This is a genomic window from Selenomonas sp. oral taxon 920 (assembly GCF_001717585.1).
Taxonomy (GTDB): Bacteria; Bacillota; Negativicutes; order Selenomonadales; family Selenomonadaceae; genus Centipeda.
The window spans coordinates 1,306,733-1,328,564 of record NZ_CP017042.1 but is presented as its reverse complement, the minus strand read 5'-3'; the positions used below and the strand labels follow the sequence as shown (position 1 = coordinate 1,328,564).

At 48.8% G+C, this 21,832-nt stretch carries 17 protein-coding genes; 9 read left to right on the top strand and 8 right to left on the bottom strand.

Annotated features, from left to right (window positions below):
* Positions 1-5 precede the first annotated feature (5 nt).
* From BCS37_RS06155 to BCS37_RS06130, 6 genes are all read left to right on the top strand, one after another.
* Positions 6-914, top strand: coding sequence for a hypothetical protein (locus tag BCS37_RS06155; RefSeq protein WP_069180636.1), 909 nt, complete (start codon positions 6-8; stop codon positions 912-914).
* A complete protein-coding gene (locus BCS37_RS06150) occupies positions 911-2,599 on the top strand; it encodes a hypothetical protein (RefSeq protein WP_069180635.1) in 1,689 nt (562 codons plus the stop codon). Before BCS37_RS06155 ends, BCS37_RS06150 begins: the two co-directional genes overlap by 4 nt.
* Positions 2,599-2,820: a hypothetical protein gene (locus BCS37_RS06145; RefSeq protein ID WP_069181564.1), complete on the top strand. Its 222-nt coding sequence runs from the start codon at positions 2,599-2,601 to the stop codon at positions 2,818-2,820. Before BCS37_RS06150 ends, BCS37_RS06145 begins: the two co-directional genes overlap by 1 nt.
* 4 nt (positions 2,821-2,824) lie before the next feature.
* Positions 2,825-3,898 carry a hypothetical protein gene (locus BCS37_RS06140; protein WP_069180634.1) on the top strand — a complete coding sequence of 358 codons (1,074 nt, stop codon included), beginning with the start codon at positions 2,825-2,827 and terminating at the stop codon, positions 3,896-3,898.
* A gap of 2 nt (positions 3,899-3,900) precedes the next feature.
* A complete protein-coding gene (locus BCS37_RS06135) occupies positions 3,901-4,293 on the top strand; it encodes a phage holin family protein (RefSeq protein ID WP_069181563.1) in 393 nt (130 codons plus the stop codon).
* A 111-nt stretch (positions 4,294-4,404) separates the two neighbouring features.
* Positions 4,405-4,590, top strand: a complete 186-nt coding sequence (locus BCS37_RS06130) for an SHOCT domain-containing protein (RefSeq protein ID WP_009438368.1) — start codon at positions 4,405-4,407, stop codon at positions 4,588-4,590.
* A gap of 83 nt (positions 4,591-4,673) precedes the next feature.
* Here BCS37_RS06130 and BCS37_RS06125 read toward each other — a convergent pair whose 3' ends face one another.
* Positions 4,674-6,674 (bottom strand): hypothetical protein, encoded by a 2,001-nt coding sequence (locus BCS37_RS06125; RefSeq protein ID WP_069180633.1) that lies wholly within the window; start codon positions 6,672-6,674, stop codon positions 4,674-4,676.
* 165 nt (positions 6,675-6,839) lie between these two features.
* On the opposite strand from BCS37_RS06125, the gene BCS37_RS12370 reads away from it, so the two are divergent.
* The 3 genes from BCS37_RS12370 to BCS37_RS06115 are packed head-to-tail and all read left to right on the top strand — an operon-like array spanning position 6,840 to position 10,070.
* Positions 6,840-6,986 (top strand): SHOCT domain-containing protein, encoded by a 147-nt coding sequence (locus BCS37_RS12370; RefSeq protein ID WP_442983857.1) that lies wholly within the window; start codon positions 6,840-6,842, stop codon positions 6,984-6,986.
* A 34-nt stretch (positions 6,987-7,020) separates the two neighbouring features.
* Positions 7,021-8,520 carry a recombinase family protein gene (locus BCS37_RS06120; RefSeq protein ID WP_069180632.1) on the top strand — a complete coding sequence of 500 codons (1,500 nt, stop codon included), beginning with the start codon at positions 7,021-7,023 and terminating at the stop codon, positions 8,518-8,520.
* Positions 8,499-10,070, top strand: a complete 1,572-nt coding sequence (locus BCS37_RS06115) for a recombinase family protein (protein ID WP_069180631.1) — start codon at positions 8,499-8,501, stop codon at positions 10,068-10,070. Before BCS37_RS06120 ends, BCS37_RS06115 begins: the two co-directional genes overlap by 22 nt.
* 4 nt (positions 10,071-10,074) lie before the next feature.
* Here the strand turns inward: BCS37_RS06115 and BCS37_RS06110 are convergent, their stop codons facing one another.
* From BCS37_RS06110 to BCS37_RS06085, 7 genes are all read right to left on the bottom strand, one after another.
* Positions 10,075-11,745 (bottom strand): ShlB/FhaC/HecB family hemolysin secretion/activation protein, encoded by a 1,671-nt coding sequence (locus tag BCS37_RS06110; RefSeq protein WP_069180630.1) that lies wholly within the window; start codon positions 11,743-11,745, stop codon positions 10,075-10,077.
* Positions 11,746-11,861: 116 nt separating this feature from the next.
* Positions 11,862-12,215: a DUF2691 family protein gene (locus BCS37_RS11770; protein WP_237142750.1), complete on the bottom strand. Its 354-nt coding sequence runs from the start codon at positions 12,213-12,215 to the stop codon at positions 11,862-11,864.
* A gap of 83 nt (positions 12,216-12,298) precedes the next feature.
* Complete coding sequence (locus tag BCS37_RS11765) at positions 12,299-12,643, bottom strand: polymorphic toxin type 24 domain-containing protein (RefSeq protein ID WP_216818847.1); 345 nt, start codon at positions 12,641-12,643, stop codon at positions 12,299-12,301.
* A gap of 97 nt (positions 12,644-12,740) precedes the next feature.
* Positions 12,741-13,169, bottom strand: a complete 429-nt coding sequence (locus BCS37_RS06100) for a hypothetical protein (protein WP_069180628.1) — start codon at positions 13,167-13,169, stop codon at positions 12,741-12,743.
* On the bottom strand, positions 13,166-14,299 hold the full coding sequence (locus BCS37_RS12245; RefSeq protein ID WP_237142693.1) for a hypothetical protein: 1,134 nt from the start codon (positions 14,297-14,299) through the stop codon (positions 13,166-13,168). The genes BCS37_RS06100 and BCS37_RS12245 overlap by 4 nt, the downstream gene beginning before the upstream one ends.
* Before the next feature lie 30 nt (positions 14,300-14,329).
* On the bottom strand, positions 14,330-14,752 hold the full coding sequence (locus BCS37_RS06090; RefSeq protein ID WP_069180627.1) for a hypothetical protein: 423 nt from the start codon (positions 14,750-14,752) through the stop codon (positions 14,330-14,332).
* Between the two features lie 6 nt (positions 14,753-14,758).
* A complete protein-coding gene (locus BCS37_RS06085) occupies positions 14,759-21,640 on the bottom strand; it encodes a hemagglutinin repeat-containing protein (RefSeq protein ID WP_069180626.1) in 6,882 nt (2,293 codons plus the stop codon).
* Positions 21,641-21,832: the final 192 nt, after the last annotated feature.

Here is a 21,832-nt window from a genome sequence, read left to right as displayed (position 1 = left end):
TTCGTATGGCGTTCAAATATATCAATCCGGGCTATGCGGAGCTGCTTTCGGTCAAAGACGGTGCAACGGTCATCGGGGAGCAGTACAGTAAAACAGGCGTATCCTTCTGGCAGCCGACCTATTACAAGGGACTCAACCTTTCCGAAGTGCCGCCGGAGCTTTACGGCAGATTTGATATGTACATCAAGGACACAGAACAAGGGGGCAATGCTAAACTTTCATTTGCAATCGGCGGCTACAAAATTATTGAAGCAGAGAAATTCTGGAGCACATGGAAGATTCGTGGGAGCAACAACAACGAGATGCTTGCCGTAGGCGATGCTGTTCGTGTCAAAGAAATCTGTAGTGTGTGGTTTCACATCAAGCCGGGAGAGAACGGTAACGGTGTTTTTCATGCCTTGATAGACGAACGTGAGGTTTGCAATATGTCGAATGCGTATGTTGGCTATCTCACGAACTCGGATGCAAAAACTATCGCCATTCTCACGAATAATGACGATATTCTTATCTCAAATCTCATCCTCTCAGATGAGGAAATCAGCCCGAGGGAACAGGTCATTACGCTTCCTGTCAAGGAAACGCAAACAAATATGACCGACTGTGGGGACGGGAGTTATGAGGCGACGGCTGCGAATCAGGAGATTCTGCAATCTGTCGATGTTGCCGCCCTGTCCGCGAAGTATGGCACAGACTCGCGTGTGACGGGGATTTCCCTCATCGGGAATCCTGCCTATCGCACGGCAGAAGGGCTGTGTGCTTTGACGGCGATTGAAAAGAGCGGCGGGAATATCACGGAATACGGAAGGCACATTGTAGAGCAGAATCCGACTTCCGTTGTCATGGACGCACGATCCGCCTCTATGACGATTGCAGAACTCACGGGACAGCAGTTCGGATGGAGAGCGGGGACATGAGCATCAAGCTGAAACCCCATGTCTGCATTGCGTGGCTGCCGTTCGGGCGCATTCATCTAAAATCGCTCATATACGCCACGGTGATTCCCGTTTTTCGACAATCTGTGAAGGTGCGCGGAGATACGTCGCGCAGTCTCAACACATCCATCGCCATGCGTACAGATACCCTGCGCGATATTCGGATCGTCAAGAAAATTACGGTAACGAGCGACACACAGCGACGCATCGGTCGCTGCGATATGGCTCTTGGAGATACGAAGCGCAGACTCATTAGGCAGTCGCGGATTCTTGCAGATACTAGGATTGAGATTCCCCACACGCTTACCTACGCAGACTTCAAAAACCGTGGCATTCGCTCGTTCTCTGTGACGCTTGGGGAACTCTCTCTTTCCGACAACATCCAACTTGAAACCGTTCAACCGCTGTCTGTCGGCGCGTGTGTAGAAGGGAGGGTGATGGACTATGCCTTTCGCTTTCTCGTGGAGGAAACCAGTCAGCGCGGCATTGTGCAGTCTGTCAAGGGAACGTATAGCAGGGATGTGTTGCTCTACACACCCATCCATATCTACGTCGAACGGGCAAAGGTGTCGCGCTATACGGCAGAAATTGCATCGGCACTCGGGCTTCGGCTTCATCATCTGACCGATGATTTCACACCATCCCAGAACTTTGAGGGCAGCGGAATGACCTACCATGACTTCATCTCCGCGATCTTCGGCTGGACAGCGAAACTGCCGCAGCGGCAGATCAACGTCTTTATTCGAGGAGATACGCTCCATATCATTCAGCGCGGCATGGAGGAATCCGTCATTGACATTACGAACTGGCCGCACGCACAGCCGACCATCGAGCGGAAACTTCTGCGTTCTGTCTGGCACAGCTCACACAACGATTCCACCGGGGCGCACAACGAGGAGGACACTGTACCCGTTCCCTTCACCGGCACGATTTCCTTCAAAGAGATCAGCCGCACTTACTCCAACGGCTTTCTCGTCCGTGAGACGAATGAGAACGGCTACAGCACCTATACCTACGATGGGGAGTATCTCGCGGAGAAGCGCACGCATAATGTGGACGGATCCACAAGCCGCACGGATTACGCATACGCCACTACGGGGCGTGACGTGTATCTCTTCAAGGAATGGGAGCGTACCACAGAGGCGGTCAATGACGGGAAAAAGCATACGGAATATGACTGGGAGGATTGGAGCAACGAGAAGGGAACGGAGCGCATCACCTACCACGCGCCGCTCGGCTATGGCTGGTATGCAACCACGGTTTACGTCGATGGCGTATTGGAGGGGAGCAGTTTGTCGCAGGGAAAGCCCGGCGGCAAGGCAAGCCAGTTCACCGTCGAGCAGTCGAATCTCAGCCTTGGTGCAAGTTACGCGAGTGACGATGCGCTTCCGTATTCTTCCCTCATCGACACCGAGTTTCCCGTTGTGGGTACGGACTATCTGCGTGCCTTGACACGAGAAATAGAGTGGCTCAACCGCAAAACGCAGGAAACAGTTACGGTGGAAATTCGCGCACGGATTCAAAACGGCGTTCCCGACATTGACCACATCGTTGATTTCACCGAGCGCATCCGCTTCGAGGGGTACGAGTATTTCCTTCAGTCCAATACGGTGGAACTCACGCCGCGTCTTTTGCGGCAGACAATCAAGATGGTGAGGTGGTTTTGATACACGGCGTTATGGGGCTTGCGGCGGCCATTCGAGCGGGAATAAAGCACGCGCAGATGGATGAGTTCAAGGCACAGCGCGGAAGGATTCAGAATGGGCGTGTTCATATCGGCGAGCGATCCTATCCATTTCGTGCGGCAGTGGACTGCAATACGTCAGACGGCAGTTTGGTGTGGGTACAGATTTCAAAGGGCGGCACTGCCGTTATCGTGGGAGCGTGAGCTTATGCACAGGGCGAGAGTGAAAGCTGTGAGTGGGAATCGGGTGCTTGCGAATGGCGCATGGCTTACCTGCATTGGAAACCGATCCGTTCGAGAAGGAGAGTGGATCTGGACGGACGGTCGCTGCGTCTATGGGCATGAATCCGAAGGAGACAGCAGCTATGTTCCGACGAATGTCCTCTCCGGCATACCTCTCCTCCAAATAAAGTGGAAGGATCAAAAAAACCAGATGCTCCATTCGTACTATGCAAAAGGAAAGATTCATCCGCTGGGCTTTTCCAAAGAGGACATATGGATGGTCAACAGCAGTCGCTACTTCGCGTATGTCTCGGGCTATGGAATGCTCGATGCCGAAATGGATGAGCGGGGAAATCTCTATACCCTCGAAGCAGTGAATGTCCTCGTGTTCCCGCTCATCGGGGCAGATCAGCGTGACAGTATTCTCTCTGTCAAATGCAACGGAGAGGTCATCGCCGCCTACGATCTTGTGCCGATGTTTGGTCCTCCCGCTGTATCCGGTCCTACTGACCTCTATAGCTGCCAAACAGTAGGTGGACGGGTGGATAAAACGGGAAAATTCAAAGTGATGATATGGCACTCTGTATCAGAGCATGGGGGAGACGGAAGCCATGTCAGCACAGACCGATATGTGTTCTTCGACGGCAGCAATCTTGAGCCTTGGATGGAGAAAACTAAAACAACGTCAAGAGACTCTGTTACAGGGGAATCCCATACTTCGGAAAGCAGATGGAGTGCACCGGATTACAGCATCCGCTATCCGCTCCATGACGGCATGTATATGCGCTTTCCTGCAAATCTTGACTATCTTACCCTTGGGAAAAAGTACATTTCAAAGATTTACAGCGCAAAGGATGAGCTGCTTATGGAACTGGAAACGAATCCGACTGCCCGTACAAGTCTCTGCCCTCTGGGACAGGGGAAATATCTGGTCAGCACGGGATCGCCCTTATATTTATGGAAAGACGGTCAGCTTACGCAGCTGCTGCGTGGATGCTATAACTACCGTCTGCGCAGGATGAATCATCTGGGGAAATGGAAAAAAGCAGGAGGTTTTTGATGATGGATCATATTCTTACCATACGTCTGTATGCGGCGGGCATTGGCATCGTAGTCGGTGAGTTCCTCGGCAGCTTCGACGATCTGCTCTACGCGCTCGTCGCATTCGTCGCGACGGATTATGTTACGGGAGTTCTGCGTGCGATTGTAGAAAAGAAACTGTCGAGTGCCATTGGCTTCAAGGGAATCTGCAAGAAGGTCTGCATCTTCACTCTTGTGGGCGTGGCGAATGTCCTCGATGTTCACATTATCGGCAGCGGCTGTGTTTTGCGTTCCGCCGTGATCTTCTTCTACATCTCGAATGAGGGAATATCGATCATAGAGAACGCAGCACGGATGGGGCTTCCCGTTCCGCAGAAACTGCAGGACATGATGCACAGCCTTAAAAATCAGTAGGATACATAACAACTTCAACGCCCGGCGAATGATCGTCGGGGTATTTTTTTGCCCGAAAAGGTGACCACAAGAGCCGTTTTTGTCTGCTGCTTCATGAAGGGAGATGTTGAGATGAGCAAGGAAGAAGGACTTCGGGAAATGACGTATCAGATGGTGATGCGTGCTTCATGGAAAATGCTGCAGAGCGGACTTTTGTCAGAGGACGAGTATCTTGCGTTTGAAGCGAAAATGCGCGAGAAATATCGCCCCGTCATCGGGCTCCTATTTTCAGATATTGACTTGCTATCGTGCGGATAGTACGGGAATATGGGGGTGAAAATTAATCATTTTTGTTTTTTATCGAAGAGACATTATACTATACTTTGCCATGAGAGCAACCTTTAAGTATTAGCTTGCTCATCGATATCCTGCTCTATATAGTAATGGCGCTCAATGAAGGAAATTTCGTGACCCATGAGCAGTGAAATGGGTTCTTCTTTATACCTTATTTTTCTGCGCAGATCCTCAATGGGGGAGGGGGAAAAGAGGAGGGGCTTAAACTGTGCAATAAAGTCGTTTTCATTCTCATAAAACCTTGTTTCCTTTACCGTTTTCACATGATCTCCTTCGACAGCCTTCAGACGCATGGGAGAATTGGTAAGGATATTATAAAACAGATTTATATCTACTACAGGAATTTTCTTAGTGTTGAAACCCGTATATAGTGGATAGTTGGTTATGACAACGGGAATTATCTCCTTCTGATCAGCCATAGGATATGCTGTCAGCAATTCGTGCCGGTACTCAGCAATGAATTGGCTTTTTATCTCAGCCTGTTCTATGCCTTTATGCAATTCCTTGAACGCATTGTGCCAGCCAGTACTGCTGATAGGATAGGACAGTGCCTTCAGTTCTCCCACCACAATGTAATTTTTCAGTACCAACACTAAATCTATTTCCTGTGCTTCTCCTTCGACTTCATATTTCGTTCTTTCATCAATAAGCGCATCTTTCAGCACAAAGCCACTACCACTCCTCAGTCGTCCTTTGCAATACCGCTCAAACTCATGGCCGCGATCAGATAGTGGGAGGCCGCAATCTTCTAGCCAACCTTCTATCAATTGGCATATATTGCAGCACTGGAGGGGAAATACCGCAAAATAATAATATCCGTCAAGAAAAATGAACATTTTTCGCCAAGAGTTAAAACGTCCATAGACTTTTTTTTCAGTTTTCTGATTGACTATCAAATCCAGAAAACGCTTAATTTGACGTTCTTGAAAACGAGTTGTTCCTTTTAGGTAATCTATCAACGAACTTTCCTTTATCCTATAGCTATATTTTGCTAGGTGGATGAGTTCATCATTCGGGATCGCTCCATTCTGAGGATAATATTTTAGTACGCTTTTGGACAGCGCTTGCAACCTAGCAAACAACATAGCAGTCTCAAAGATGTTCATTCTATATAAGAAATCTATGGGCTTATCATAATGAGCAAAAAACAGGTTTGCCTGCATGGCATAGAATCGTCCGCCCATTTCATCAATCATTTCCTGACTAATTGGGTGGGGAAATGAGCCTCTCTTAAGAATAATTTCTCCATTCTGTACATCAACAATGCGATATGTCTTATCTCGTTTTTCCATACTTCTGCTTTTTTTTTGATACACAAATCGTGCCATTTTCATTATCTCTGGATCACCTATAGGTTCTTCCTCCATAAAGCGTCTAGTTCGTAGTAAGCCTATACATTTTTTGATGGGATAATCTTCCTGATAAAGGATGTGATACTGACCTTTAACTTTGTCGGAAGGTTTCAGATAGGCATTTTCCCAAATTATGCTATCAAAAATATTTTTAATGACTATGTAATGGCTAGTCAGAGCATATACTTCCTTAATTTGGGCAAGATCAAATTCTAGACTAGATACTTCTCCATGAGAAAAGTATCTGTAAAAGCTCATAATGCAATCGATGTCATCAATAGAGGTTTCTAAAGCCTCTATGCCAAGGAGACTATTGCCAAATACTGAGTCTATAGAGATATTTCTGAGATCCTGCAAATGTACATTCTTTTTCTTCTCCAAATAGTGTGGCAGGACTTGAAAGAAGGTTATGAATTCACGATTAGCCAAGGCCAATAAATATTGATTTAAAGTGGATGGAGTAAATTTGTATTTTTCTTGCAATTTCTTCAAGTAGGCATAGTAAGCCTTATAGCACTGATGAAAATGAGGAAGAAGGGTAAGCAATTGATTATCCGTCGTCGAGAGAGGAATACTTGTTTCTCTAGCATAGCTCTGAATCCGTTCATAGTCGAACTTGTCGTTGAAAGGCTTAAAGAAATTTTCACTCTGTATATTCATTATTAAGGAACGAGTAATGATTTTTGACCAATTCATGGATAATCCTCCTAGATGTCAATGATTTGTTCTCTTAGTATAGCATAAAACTACTTAAGAACAGATAAAATTTATATGTAAATTCATGGCTTTTGAATGGATGGATTGATGTGTATGATACAAGATTGAAAATAAAATAGTGGAGATGATGCATGATGAAAAGAAATGGTGATGCGTGCTTCATGGAAAATGCTGCAGAGCGGGCTTTTCTCAGAAGACGAGTATCTTGCGTTTGAAGCGAAAATGCGTGAGAAATACCGCCCCGTCATCGGGCTTCTATTTTCGGATATTGACTTGCTATCGTGCGGATAGTACGGGAATATGGGGGTGGAAAGGAGGGAGCACCATGAAAATACGAAGAGTCCAACCAACCCAGACATTGCAGAAAAAGCTGCGTGTGGCTGCCTACGCCCGTGTCTCTGTGGACACGCTTCACCACTCTCTTGCGGCGCAGGTCAGTTACTACAGTAGTCTCATCCAGAAGAACCCCGCATGGGAATACGCCGGCGTGTACGCAGATGAAGGTATCACAGGCACAAGTACTACTCATCGAACGGAGTTCAAGCGGCTGATCGCGGACTGCAACGCCGGGAAGATTGATTTGGTACTCGTCAAAAGCATTAGTCGCTTTGCCCGTGACACCGTGGATTGTTTGCACACAGTACGAAAACTGAAGGAAAAGGGGATTGCCGTCCGCTTTGAGCGCGAGAACATTGATTCCATGTCCGAAGACGGGGAACTTCTCTTGACGCTGCTTGCATCCTTTGCCCAAGAGGAGAGCAGAAGCATCGGCGACAACATCCGATGGGGCGTGCGGAGACGCTTTGCCGAGGGGATTCCGAACGGGCATAAACCGCCTTACGGCTACCGATGGGACGGTGAGATGTTCTGTATTGTTGAAGTAGAGGGCAAGATCGTCAAGGAGATATTCCGTAGATACCTTGCCGGGGAATCTGCCTACGCCATCGCAAAGAGTCTCGCATGGCGCGGAGTCACGGGACGGCAGGGGAGACCAATCGAGCAGACCACGGTCAAAGACATCCTCTCCAACATCTCCTACACGGGGACGATGGCCCTCCAAAAAAACTACATCAGCGAGGGACATATCCGCAAACGGAATAAAGGAGAATTGCCTCTTTATCTCGTGGATGGAGTGTTTGAGCCGCTCGTGAGCAAGGATGACTTCGATGAGGCACAAGAGATACGGAAAATGAGAGCCGAACGGTCTGCGAATCGGAATCCTGTGCTAATGCCGTTTTCCGGGATGGTGAAGTGCGGATGTTGCGGAGGCGGCTTCAGCAGAAGAACCGCCGGGAAGTACAGACGGTGGGGCTGCAACACAAGAGAGCGGAAAGGTAGGGAATCCTGTGACAGCCGTCCGATCAAAGAGGAGGAGCTTGTGGCTGCGGTCAGAACCGTCATGGAGAAGGATGATTTCGATGCCACAGAACTTAGGCATAAGGTGTCAAAGATCGTCATTCACAATGACTGTGTGGAATTTCATCTTACGAACGGTCGCATAAAAAAGATTGCTCGAACCTACAGCGGGCAGCGCGGCAGCAATCCCTTCACGAACAAAGTGTACTGCGCTTCCTGCGGCAGCAAGTGTGAGCGGGATACATGGACGAAGGGGACTAAGGTGTGGTCTTGCAGTCAGCCGCGCACAAAGTGCCGACTGAAACAGCTGCCCGAATCCGAACTCAAGGAAGCGGCAGAATCCTTCTTCGGCGATGGCTACGAGGGCAAGATCGTACAGAATGTCGAGCGGATCACCATATCCGATGATGAGGTCATATTTCAACTCAAAGAAGGAGGCGCATACCGATGGCAAAGACAGTGCGGGTAATCCCTGCAAGCCCTAAAATCTTTCGTTCTGAGGTTACGGCAGAACCAAGACGGCGCAGGACGGCAGGATATGCCAGAGTTTCGACCGATCATGAAGAACAGGCTTCCAGTTATGAAATGCAGATGGCGCATTACAAGAACTACATCGAGAGCCGTGCAGACTGGGATTTCGTCGGCATGTATTCGGACGAGGGGATAAGCGGAACGAACACCAAAAAACGCGATGGATTCAACCAGATGATCGAGGATGCCCTTGCGGGTAAGATTGACCTTATCATCACAAAGTCCGTCAGCCGCTTCGCGAGAAACACGGTGGATTCTCTTCAAAACGTCCGAAAACTCAAGGAACATGGTGTAGAGATTTACTTTGAAAAAGAGAACATCTGGACGTTCGACACACGCGGAGAACTCCTCATCACGATTATGAGCTCGCTGGCTCAGGAGGAGAGCCGCAGTATCTCGGAGAACACCACATGGGGCAAGCGGAAGCAGTTCGCCGAGGGAAAAACCAGTGTGGGATACAGCGCATTCCTCGGCTATGACAAGGACTTCAAAATCAACGAGGAACAGGCGAAAATCGTAAGGCTCATCTACAAACTCTTCCTTGGCGGGCGATCCTTTTATGCCATTACGAAGGAACTGGAGAAGCGCGGCATCAAATCTCCGTCTGGAAAAGATAGATGGTACATTTCCACGGTGCGCTCCATCCTTACCAACGAGAAGTATCGTGGGGATGCGCTGATCCAGAAAGAGTATACGGCAGACTTCCTCGATAAGACGCGACGGAAGAACACGGGCGAGATTCCGCAGTATTATGTGGAGGAGCACCACGAGGCGATTATCCCGCCGGACTTGTTCGACTTTGTGCAATCCGAGATAAAGCGTAGAGAACAGAACGGCAAGCACAGCGGCGTGAGCATCTTCGCGAACAAAATCAAATGCGGATGCTGCGGCGGTTGGTACGGGGCGAAGGTGTGGCACTCGACGGACAAGTACCGCAGGGTGATCTATCGCTGCAACAAGAAATATGCCCAGAAGGGAAAGCCCTGCAGCACAAGGCATCTGACGGAGGAGGAGATCAAACGAATTTTCGTCAAGGCTCTGAACTCTTTGGTGGAGGTCAAAGAGAACGTGATTGCAGAACTGCGATCTCTGATTGACGACGTTTGCCAGACAGAGGAGCTGATGGAGGAACGCGATAGCGTAGAGCAGGAGATTGTTGTTTTGGCAGAACGCCTTGAAACGCTGATTCGAGAGAATGCACGGGTAGCACAGGATCAGACGGTGTATCTGAAACAGGAAAATGAGATTCGCGCACGCTATCTGGACAAGCAGGGGGCTTTGGAGAAGTTGGACGAGCAACTTGCCGAGAGGGAGAGCAAGAGAAATATCTTGGAGACCATGATTCAAGTGGTATATGGTATCAACGGAGATCAGGTTGAGTTCGATGAGGCGTTATGGGGCGGACTGCTCAATTACATCGTGGTCAAGGAGGACGGGCAGGTGGTTGTTGTTTTCAAGGGTGGGATTGAGATTGGTGTTGATGGATGAAACGCTAGAACTTCATCCCGAGGGAGAATCCATACGTCACATCCGGTGTACGGAATCCCTCGGGTTTTTGTATGGGCGCGGCGGCGAATACGTCATAGGAGAGCGTATCCATTGCGCCGCGCAGCCCGAGCACTGTGCCCGCAATCACGTGTCCGTTGTAGACCTCCGTGCCGTACCCATAGACCGCACCGACATCAAGCCCGAGGTAGAGTTCTGCCTTTTGTTTCGGGAACCGTGTCGAAAGCTCATTTCGGAGATACCAGCCGTTTGTTCCCATCAATGTCACTTCGCCGTCGAAGCCGCGCACCGTATAGCGATTGCCCATGCTGATCATATCCACACCGTAGAGCCGCATATCATCCATCGTCCATTGTCCGTGAAAGGATGTCGTAAATGTTGCGGGATGATGACCAAGCTCAAACGGATGCACGAAGTCCACATCGAGCAGCCACATCCGATAGAGCGTCTTAGGCGCGTCATCATAGGGCTTCTCTTTCTGTGCCTCCAACCATCCGAGACCAAAACGGTGTGCCAGGCGGAAATAAAGCGTATTGTGCTGCAGATAAAGCCGCTCGGCAAAGCCGACCTCCATCGAAGTCTGATGCATTGCTTGAATGGGAAGCTCGACATCGTTGAGGAAGCTGTGTGAGTTCCGTTTCCGCAGACGAATGTCCATGCTTGTCTTCATCGCAGCCGAGCGATGAAGTACATAGTCCCATGACAGTGTAGAAATATTGGAATCTCCTGCACTGATGAAATTATAGGGAATACTCTCTACCGTCTGATGATATTTTGAACGCTGATAGGAAAACGAAAATGTATGCCGTCCATAGGGATAGGTGTAGCTGATATTGTATCCGCGCGTTCCTTTTTCGTATCCATCCTGTGCGCCGTCGAGATTCATACCGATGCGGAGCATATCGTTCTTGTGAAAGGGCTGATCGATACCAATGGAGGTATACCATTGGAGCTTTCCCGTATCTTCAAGACCTGAATCATCCACCGAGATTGTACCGTAGAAATTCTTCCCACGTTTTACCGTGAGCACCACATCCGTCCGTTGTGGCTGCTCCGAGGGGAGGAGCTGAACAGAGATATCCTGAGAGGGAAGGCGCTTTGCCTGTTCGATACCCTGCTCGATGTCACGTACGTTGAGGATATCTCCCTCGTGGAAGGGAAAGAGATTCTTCCAGTAGAGATTATCACTTCCCTCTGCGAAACGAACAGTGCCAATATAGCCGATCTGCAGAACGAGACGAAGTTCTCCAGATGAGAGATTCTGTTCCGGCACGACAATACGGCTCGTGGAGAACCCACGAGCCATGAGGGATTGATTCATCGCATTGATGAGCTTGTTGATGTCGCTGAGAGACAGCTTCTTATTCTTGTAAGGGCGAGCGATGCGTTCGAGGAAGCGGAATCGCTCCACTTGGTTCTCAATCCTGATATGAGAGATGTGGAATCGAACGCTCTCATCTGCGGGAAGATCAGCAGACGAGGGAGGGGCGACAATCGTCTCCACGCGCTCCTCACCGAGTCGCTCCTGCCGCTCCGCCTCCTGCGCTCGCGACTGATCGAGCTGTTCCTGCTGTGCAGGGGCAGCGATAGCAGGAGGAGCAGAGAAGGAGAGGAGGGGGATGAGGAGTAGTAAAGAGGGGCGTTTGAGTGTTTTCAAGTGGAGTCACCTCATGTGGAACAGGGAGAAACCGCCTTAAGATTTCCCTTTGCTATATTTTGATAGGGAATAACAGAGTAAGGGACGGTAAAAATTAATCTTCAAGGATGATGGAATTATCCATCCATTTCAATATTTTCAAATCCTTGGTTTACTGCATTCGTATACAAGGCAGATATTATCTTGTCATCAACAGAAGAAATATCTACATATACACTATCTGTTACAATGACTTCTAAATAAGGTGTATTCAGATTATCCTTTTTGTTTTCGATGGAAGATTTTAAGCTGAATATACCTGATACTATATAATACATACATGACTCGAGCAATGAGAAAAAATCTTGGTTTGAAAAATAATCGGAATCAAATAAATCAACCATTTCACCGTTTATATTTTTCCATGCCTGAAGATCAACAACTTCCCATGTACCATAAACCTCCCATGTACCATCGACGATATCCTTTATGGGGGAAAGTATACGATATAAATATTGTCCCCATTCATTTGGAATGATGAAACTTATTTTTTTATATGATTCAAAGTTCTCACCTATTTTCTGCTCGCATTACCATTTTTATCCCATTCCCATGTGTGTTCATGAGGAGCTTCGGGATGTGTTTTAGGATTTCCATGATCTGTAAAATCTACATCTTTTTTTGCACGACCATTTCCATCATACCAATGCCTTGTGATGATTCGGCCTTTTTCATCTACACGGTCTATAGATGAATTTGGCTTGCCGGTTCTCTCGAAATCTTTAGGATTGTTGGTAGATGAATGCTCATTGGCAGGAGGATAGGCTTTATCTGCTTTCTCTTTTTCAACTCCTTTCGAAAAGAACCTGTTACCATCAGAGAAATCTTGGCTACTCCATTGCTCCTTAAAGTCGAACAAGGGATTGGTATAGGGCTTGTATTTAAGATCCAGAATATTGGGAGAGAGATCAAAGGGGAAGTGCTCATGATCTGGCGGAGTCACTGTTATTGATTGATTATGAGATACCTAACGTAAAGAACACACCTCCACCCATCAAAATAGCACTCAACAAAGCCAATATAGTCCTAAACCGTATCCAGTATCTATCTCGATAATAATGCAGCGCTTCCAAGGGTTGTTCTCCACGACGAAGCTTTTCTTCTTCTAAAGCAATTTTTGATTCAAAGAAGAAAAATGCTCCCAATGCAAAGGTAAATAGACTGGGTCCCATCCAAAAGTATTTCGTACGCTCTATCCCTTCGGTCCAAGCATCGAAGGACAGTGCTGCACAGAAGCATGCAACAGCAAGCATGAGGCAGGAACCCCCATGGCTGAATACATACCATTTCCGATAGCTGTATTTTCTTTCAAATTTCTTATAGTAATAGAAATATGCCATTTTCCCAGCTGCCCAAAGAAAATAAAGATAAATAGCATATTTCATGGGAGTTCTCGCCTTTTTTCTTCATCACTTCTTGCCCAAATCTTTTTCAATTTATCTGCTGTTTCAACAATAATGGTGTTAGTCACAATTGTTGCTTCAACGGACATTCCTGCTGATCCTATCAACCAGGCATCTGCAACGCTACTAAAGGCAAATGCTCCACTATTGATTAATGTTACCTTCGCAAGGTCAGTGCCACTATATTTACCGTAATCTTGGTACATATCGTAGCCAAATCCCAAAGGAGCAAAAATCCCTATCTTTAACGCTTTGACCGGATTGTCATGGTATTTATTGTATAAAGTTACAGGAATATCTGCATCTGCCTTGAATGTCTCAATTGCAACAGTTTTCCCTAAAGCTACTTTGCTCTGGTCGTTAGCTTCACCTCCATGGTTCTCTTGCCTCGGGGTGGTGATAGCACCTGGAGAGGTTTTTTTCTCATGTGTCGTTAAAGGTGTATTTGGTAAAACAAGATTTTCTCCATTAAATACATCAGGAGGATAGGGCTCTATTAGCGTTTCCTTGCTAAGTTTTGGTCTTGGGATTTGTATATCTTCTATTGGTTTTTTTGTGCGTTCATCCACGCTGACATGAACATCATCTGTAATGATTGAATATACATTCCAGTTTTGTTTGCGTAGCAGGGTGTTATACTCTTTGAAAAAATGGATTGCACTCTCTTTTGTAACCCCCGAACTCATGAGGTAGCTTATTGCTTTTGGATAGTTATTGATATTTTCAGATTGCATATTCTGAGCATTTGCGCGTTCAGGCTCTGCTTCAGAAAAGACGTTATTCATTCCTTGGACAAGTGACAATACTTCTTCAGGGGAAAATTCTTTTCCATCCTCCCTTATGAGTATATGCTGGGCGAGTGCTCCAACTCCATGAAAATTTGGATACTCCATAAAAAAGAAGTTCCACTTCGTCCCGCTTGCGGCTGCTGCGGCACCTGCACCGGCATTTCCACCAACGGCCTTTGCCGCGGCCGCACCGACGATAGCACTCACGATTTGTGCCATGCCGGGATCATGCTTGGCAATCTTGTCAATTTCTTTAATCACGGCTTCGTTGAGTCCCGCACCCGCGGCGCCCGATGTGAAGCCCGCCCCCGTGATGCTGCTCATGATGCCGCCGATAGCCGCGTGGACAAGGATTTACAAATAATATAAAATTATAGTTATTCCACCAATCATGAATAAAGCTCCCACTACCCACAACCAAGCAACACGTTCAAATGCAAACTTAACTCGGAGATTCTTTTTATCCGCTTTTAGCAAAACTTCGGGATCTGTTTTGTTCAAATATTGAGTATATCTATAAGTAAAATATGAGCCAATGAACAAAGTTGCTCCTATATAGAAAATCTGAACACCAAATCCCACATCTGTTTCCAAAAATATCCTTGTCTTTAAGAAAAAATGATCTACAACGCAGGGTCCAGTTCCTAATACTATTAAACAAAAGATCCCAACTATAGATTGCAAGCCTTGTAGACTTATTTCCTTCCTTTTATAATAGTACATTGTTCTAAAGATTACTGCAACACCTAATATAACTAATAAGATAAGGCTCCACACTCACCGTTACCTCCTTTCACTATCCTTATATGCTGCTGCCGCCTTTTCTTTATCCTTTTTTATACCTTCTCGTAGCCAACTCTTAACATATGCTCCGCCGACACCACCTAAAACCCCTCCTACATAGGCTCCGGGCAGTCCTAATAAGGTGCCACCAATAGCACTTCCGCCAAATCCAATAGCAAGAGCAAAAGCATCAGTCCCCCATACTTTTACCAAATCTCTCCCACTATACTCATGATAGTCCTTAACGAAGTCCATCCCAGATAATATTGTACCTGAAATGCCACCAGCACTGCCAAATATCTTAAGGCCTATTCGTGCATTCTTCGAAAGCATCCCTGTTTTATCAGAATCTACAATCCCACCATAAAGGATTCCTTCTTTATTCGTCAGTGCATTTTGCACTGTTTCTTTTACTGGATCAAAATTTCCCTTAAACTCGTGGTTTTCATTTGTCCCTTTCTGCTCTTCAAGCGGAGATGTGTGACTGTGACTTTCTAGCTTATCAGACGGTTGCCCATCTTGTAGAACACTTCCCTTACTATCTTTTTTATTTACATCACTCTTTCGAATTGTCGCCGCTGTATTACCTTCATCTGCGCGCTCTCCTTCTCTCTCTTCCTTTGGGTTCTCTGCGATCCGTGGATTATGTTGCCACCCTCCCCAGTGTATTCGCTCTTCCGTGTGATTAGGATTTTTATCATCAATAATTTTGGTTCTAGTAAACCCATCCTCTGTTTTGAGGTCAATGCCCCAAAACTTCTGTGGACGATATGCTTGAATCCATTGGTTGTAGGATCGTTTAAATACATAATTACCGCTAGCATCAAAATATCCAATTGCATCCTGAGTTACATTCCAATCAATTTGCTCACGAAGATATGTATTATAGCTCATTAAGAAATCATTTGCACTTTCCCCAGTTATACCTTGGTTCATTAGATACTGAACTACATACTTATAATTTTTTATGTTTTCTGATTGGCCATTCCAGGCGTCTGAAAGCACCGGTTCATGTTCCGCAAAGATATCAGATACGCCTTGGAGCAGCTTCAAGACTTCATCTTCAGAAAGCTCTTTGCCATCTTTTCTTTTTAACGTTTTTTGCGCCAATTTATCAAAGGCAAATGACTCCGGGTGCTCTATGAGAAAGTAGTTCCACTTCGTCCCGCTTGCCGCCGCAGATGCACCAGCTCCTGCCGTTCCTCCAACTGCTTTTGCTGCCGCCGCACCGACGATAGCGCTGACGATTTGTGCTGTGCCGGGATCTAGACCCTTTAGGTTCTTAATGAGTGCCTCGTTGAGTCCTGCACCGATGGCACCTGAAGCAAAGCCGGCACCTGTGATCGCACTCATGATGCCGCCAATAGCGAAATGAATGGCGATCTTGCGTCCGCTGCCATCGTCCTTCAAGTTATGGGCGAGACGGAATGCCTCCTCACCGAAGACTGCGGCAAGCTCCTGTTGTTCTTCGATTTTTGCCTTGTCGAAGATACGTCCGAGTTTGTTGAGCGAGTTTGCAGTGTCACGGCTGAGGGCAGATATGTCCTGTGTCGGATTCTCACGGATGTCGATGGTCGCTGGTGCAACGGCAGATTTTGTGGTGCTGTCGGCACTTCCGACAACGGGCATGGGGAGAACCGGCGCAAGTCCTTTGGTGTTGTAAACCTTGTCTTGCTCGTCCTTGGTCATGTCGTCATAATTGCCATATTTGTGGTAGGAGGCACCGATACTCTTTGCACTGTAATCGGCTTCGTTTTTGAGATCGCTAAAGGAGAGTGTGCCCGTGGAAAGATGGTTCTTGTCGGGAGTTGCGTTGCTCGCGATAACGCCGCCCTTGAGATCCGTATTCTTCTCGACGTAAATGTCAAAACCGCCGCTGCCCGCATAGAATCCTGCCTGCTCGCGTGCACTGCGGTAGTGGGAGTCGATATTGCCTTTGTTCCAAGATGCGCCAATGGTGGGTGCGAAGAATTTTCTCCCGGTGGGAGAGGTGACTTGCGTGCCGTTGGGCTTTGGCGTACTCTTCGTTGCGTTTGTGGGTGGAGGATTTTGTGTCTGACCCGTGGATTTGGTTGAAGTTGCTTTGTCCTTTTTCTTTACGCCCCACGAGATGCCGAAGCCCATAGAAGAGTTTTGTTCCTCGTAGGTCTCTTTCTCCTGCAAGGTTTCGATGTTCAGGTTCCCGCCGACCTTTGCGGTGATCTTATCGCCCTGTGCCCTGCTCCCGAGGATGTCCATATCCTTGCCCGAGGTGAGGCTGAGATTGTTCTCTGCAACAACGAGGGTAGGGGAGTAGGCGGTAAGAGTCTCTTTGCTGTTGCCGTTTCCTTTGCTTGCATTGACGCTGATATTCGACAGCCCCTGCGGGGTAAAGGATGCACCGACGCTTGCAGAGCTGAACTTGTTCTCGGTCGAGGTGATATTTGTATTCTCACCCGCTTCAAGGCGCACGTTCCCCTTTGCCGTAAGAGATACATCACGTCCTGTGATGGCACTGCCCGTGACGGTCAGGTCACGCTCACCCGCAGTGACGTTTGTATTTCCACCCGACGCGATCCGGCTTCCTGCGTATTCGTGGGTCGTATTCTCCATACGGCTGTAGGATTTACTCGTACCAAAGCTGACATTCAGGGAGAATGTTGCATTGGTCAGCGGATTTTTCTTGAACGCATCGTGAATCATCCGCCCCGTTTGGTAGGCGTAAGCAGCTTTGAGTCGGTCGTCCTGCACCTCGCCGATGCGGCTGATCGGTGCATAGAGCGATTGACCAAGATCAAGGAGACCGTGACTGAAGCTGACGGTAAGCCCTGTCGTCTTGCTTTCCTGTGTGATGCTCTCGCGGTAGATGTTATACTTGCCATCGATGCTCGTTTCCTTCGCTGTGATGGTTGCATCTTTGTCCGCGAGGATATTGCTCGATGAGATATGTGCCTTCTCTCCGGCAGAGATGGAGACGTTTCCACCGAGTGCGGCGATATTCGTTCCCTGCTGGGTAATGGCATCGCTGTCACGCGTGGTCTTTGTCTGCTGCGTGCCGATGGTGAAGCCGAGTCCACCGCCAGAACCGAAGATGCCGGACTTCTTGACCTCTTTGTAGTTTTCCGTATGCGAATAGTTCTCTGCCGAGACCGCAGAGAAATTTCGTCCGGCGGCGATGTTTACATCGCTGTCCGAAGCAATATTCGCTGCCGTAAAGGTTGCGTCACGTTTTGCCGCAATGTTGACATTCTGCCCCGTGATATTCGTTGTACGCGCAATATCTGACTCTGTGTCAATGCGGATGGTTGTGGTCTTGGTTGAGAGCAGTCCGCTTTCTTTGTACCGAATGCCGTAGTGATCCTCGGATATCTCTCGTCCTGCCGTGAGGGATATATCGTTTCCGGCGGAGAGCGATGTTGTGCCATTTTTACTCGCAATATCTGCCGCGCGTGCCGTGAGGTCGTTTCCTGCGGCAATTGAGATGTTCCCGTCCGCGCGAATCTCTGTGCCAAGTTCCGTACCGCGCTTTGTACGAAGATAGTTTGCGGCATCTGCCGTCATATCCTTCTCGCTCTGGAGTTTCTTGGTATCAAGCGAGATGTTTTCACCCGCAGAGAGAAGGACACTTCCGTTTTTGCCGAGTGCCGCAAGTGTCGCTCCTGCAAGTGCTGCATTCTTTCCTGCGCTCACAACAAGAACGCCCTCATCGCCCTTGACGGCGATCCCGGCGGTCGTATTCAGGACATCCTGATGGGCAAGACGCTCAGTTGTGCTGCTTACATCAATATTGTTTTTTGCTTCAAGGACAACGGCTTTATCGCCGATGACAGAACCCTGCACACGGATATCCCGCTCAGACTTCAGTCCGATCTTCAGTCCGCGAATCAGTCCTGTGTTTTCGATGTCTCCCGCATGGGCAAGGATATTCTCACCATAGAGAGTCCCCGCATTCTTGAGTGCGTCCTTGGTCTCGATGGCGATATTCTTTGCCGAGATGAGACTGCCGCCCGCCGTGAGCCTCAGACCGTTCGTATTCTTGGTGTAGAGAACAGGATAGACGGCACGTTCCTTTTTACCGTTTACATAGACTTCGCGCTCTTCGAGCCAGATCATATCCGAGGTGAGGGCGGCGACCTGTTCTTTGGAGAGGGCAATGCCGGGAGAGAGATTCATCTCCTTTGCATACGTAATACCCGCATCCATAAGTGCGCGGAATGCGGTTTCATCGTCGGTATATCCTTCGAGATGGCGTTTGCCTGTTTGTCTTAGGATTTGGTCTGCGAGAAGCTGCTGTTCATAGAATCCGTCGCCGATGCGTTTGGGGATTTTGTCGGGATCCCATTTGAGCAGCCGATACATATAGTCGGAGGAGAGAAATTTCTTGCGGTTGGTAAAGGCGGGATCGGTCTCGACGAGATACGTTGCCGTGCTTTCGGGATGGACGCGGTAGAGTGCACTGAGGGAGAGATGCTCCGTGCCGCCCGTGCCTGTTCCTGCCGTTTGCGGAACGGAAACAAGTCCAAAGGGGGAGAGTGTCTCTGCGATGCGCTGTCGCTGCTTCTCTGATATGGATTCTGCAGCGGCATTTTCTTCGATCACATGGACACCGATTGGCGTGGGATTCGTACGTACGACTTCGGGGGTCATGTAGACTTTGCTGTGGAACTTCCGTACTTTTCCCTTATGAATCCAGCTTCTTCTTTCCGTATAGCTTCCCTGCGTCGTTCCGAGGGTGACGGTCTGTTCCTGCTGCTGATGTGCATTTTCGGTGAGCGCACCGTCGATGTGAAGTGTCTCCCCGGCACTGATGGTGCTGTCCGTGTTCTCTGTGTCGCCGTGCAGCGTGATGCTGTTTCCGGCACGAATTGCGGCGGGCAGGGAGGAAGTGACGTTTTCTGTCGAATGGATATGTGCACTCTCAATGAAGGTCAGCAGGTTGATCTTCTGTCCTGCCGCCTGTGCGGTCGTGCGGTTGTATTCCTCTGCCTCGCGGTTATATGCGTCGATCTTTGTGTTCAGTGTATCAAGGACGATGCGATACTGTGCATCCCATGCAGCGCGCGCGGGATCTCCATGAGGAGGGCGCGGTGTACTCATGGACGCAACACCGAGTTCTTTGAAGATGGGATCGTCATAGTCATAGTTCGGGGCATATGTGCCGATGAGTTCTGCGGGAATCTGTTCTTCTCCTGCGGCAATTTCGGCAGGGGAGAGCGGTTTGATCTCCTCATAGGCGGCATGCTCATAGATGGGCTTTTGGGCGATGTGACTGTGGTATGCCCCATAGCCGCTGTCGATGTCCCGAAACTCCCATTCCGGGAATGCCTTGCCCCGCTCCATATGTCCCGGCTCGTCGATGCGGATCTTGGTGGGATTCATGGTCACATTCGTGATGCTGCGTTTTGCGGCAAAGGCGACGTTCTCATTCTCTATATGAGGTGCGGTAATGACGATGCTGCCTTGTGCCTCGATGCGTGCGCCGCTGTTTTTGAGAGTCTCTCCTGCGGTAAGAGCGATGTCCCCACCGGAGTAGAGCAGGGCGTTTCCGGTATTTTGAATCGTGTTGGCACTGACATCGAGTTGACGGTGTGCGGCAATGACGCCCGAAGGCTTTGCATCGAGTTCAGCGCGGAGGGCATCCACTACATGCTGCTGTGCATCGTAGGCTGCTTCCGCCTCCCTAATCCTCTCCTGATAAGAATTAAGCTGCTTGGACAGGTCTGCACGTCTGCCGAAGATCCCTCCTGAGGAGGGTGGTGTGAGATTTCGATGTGCGGCTTCGATCCGGGGAGCGTACTGTGAAAGGATCTGTGCCTCGCGTGCAAGACGTGCTTCCAGAGCCGCATCGGTCTCGTTCGTGACGCGCTCTGCGTTGATGGTAACGGTATCGCCATAAATTCTGCCGCCGCTTTTGTTGGTCAGTTCTTTTGCACGGATGGAGGTATTCTTTCCTCCGTAGATGAGATTTGTGTTTACGATCTCATCGGCGCGTACGGCAACATCTCCGTCACTGTAGAGTGAGCCTGTGGTTTTGAGGTTGCCGCTTACATCAAGGGAGACGGCATGTGTGGCGGAAAGCTGTCCCGTGAGATTGACACCGAGACCTTTTTCCGTACCGATCATCGTGATGCGGTTTGCATACATACCGCCAATCTCTGCAAGATCAATGGCGTACTGCGGGGCAGTGGATGTTGTTTCAGAGGGGATGGGGGAGATGCTTCCGTCCTTGGCGATGCTGTTTTGTCCTGTGACGATCTTTGCATGATTCGCCCAGAGTCCTGCGTTCACTTCGACGGCACGGGCATAGATCTCGGCACTGTCCGCGCCGCGAGCATCGAGCCCCTTGCCCGTGATGTATGCCCTGCCGTCCTCGATGCGAAGCCCCGCATAGCCACCTGCGGCATCGCGTTCCGTGCGGCCTGAGGCAAGAATGGCACGGGAGGTATTCAAAAAGCCGGCACCATCGGCGTAAATCCCATTTGGATTTGCAATGACGACGTCGGCTTTTGTGCCCGCCACTTCGAGGAAGCCGCGCAGCTCCGAGGGGCGGTCGCTCATGACCTCGTTCACGATGATGCGTGCGGGGCCTCCACTGAGGTTCGGATTGCCCTCGATGTATCCGGCAAGCTGTGTATTCGAAAAGAGAAAGGCATTGTTGAGGATCGCACCACGTTCGGGGACACTGAATGCGTCGTAACGGTTTACAGAGACATCACTGCCGTCTGGACGCGCGATCTGCACGAGAGGAATCCCGTTTGCCGTCTCCGTCACATAGGGACGCTGCGCCTCGGGAGCGGAGGCGTCGGCGACGATGTCGGCGGCAAAAGTAAGAGCCGGCTGCAGTGAAAAAATGCCAAGCGTCATCCAGCAGGTAATCTTTCGCACGAGATCTTTCTTCCTCATCTTCGGTATCCTCCTTGAAACTATGTCCCTACACAGTATAACGAAGCAATGATAACACGAATCTATGAATTCTTACAAGGAGATTATTTCAATGAGGTGAAAGAAGTAATTCTCACTGAATTTGTAGGATTGTGTATTTTCAAGGACGTAGGAAATCGGTGTTTGGAATCTCTTTTCTTTTGCAAAGAATCA

What these genes read in the sequence shown, in the direction of transcription:
- BCS37_RS12370 (WP_442983857.1), top strand. Translation starts at nt 6,840, where the DNA reads ATGGTGATGCGTGCTTCATGGAAAATGCTGCAGAGCGGGCTTTTCTCA.
- BCS37_RS06130 (WP_009438368.1), top strand. Translation starts at nt 4,405, where the DNA reads ATGAGCAAGGAAGAAGGACTTCGGGAAATGACGTATCAGATGGTGATG.
- BCS37_RS06085 (WP_069180626.1), bottom strand. Translation starts at nt 21,640, where the DNA reads ATGAGGAAGAAAGATCTCGTGCGAAAGATTACCTGCTGGATGACGCTT.
- BCS37_RS06120 (WP_069180632.1), top strand. Translation starts at nt 7,021, where the DNA reads ATGAAAATACGAAGAGTCCAACCAACCCAGACATTGCAGAAAAAGCTG.
- BCS37_RS12245 (WP_237142693.1), bottom strand. Translation starts at nt 14,299, where the DNA reads ATGAGCAGCATCACGGGGGCGGGCTTCACATCGGGCGCCGCGGGTGCG.
- BCS37_RS06125 (WP_069180633.1), bottom strand. Translation starts at nt 6,674, where the DNA reads ATGAATTGGTCAAAAATCATTACTCGTTCCTTAATAATGAATATACAG.
- BCS37_RS06115 (WP_069180631.1), top strand. Translation starts at nt 8,499, where the DNA reads ATGGCAAAGACAGTGCGGGTAATCCCTGCAAGCCCTAAAATCTTTCGT.
- BCS37_RS06150 (WP_069180635.1), top strand. Translation starts at nt 911, where the DNA reads ATGAGCATCAAGCTGAAACCCCATGTCTGCATTGCGTGGCTGCCGTTC.
- BCS37_RS06100 (WP_069180628.1), bottom strand. Translation starts at nt 13,169, where the DNA reads ATGAAATATGCTATTTATCTTTATTTTCTTTGGGCAGCTGGGAAAATG.
- BCS37_RS06155 (WP_069180636.1), top strand. Translation starts at nt 6, where the DNA reads ATGGCGTTCAAATATATCAATCCGGGCTATGCGGAGCTGCTTTCGGTC.
- BCS37_RS06140 (WP_069180634.1), top strand. Translation starts at nt 2,825, where the DNA reads ATGCACAGGGCGAGAGTGAAAGCTGTGAGTGGGAATCGGGTGCTTGCG.
- BCS37_RS06135 (WP_069181563.1), top strand. Translation starts at nt 3,901, where the DNA reads ATGGATCATATTCTTACCATACGTCTGTATGCGGCGGGCATTGGCATC.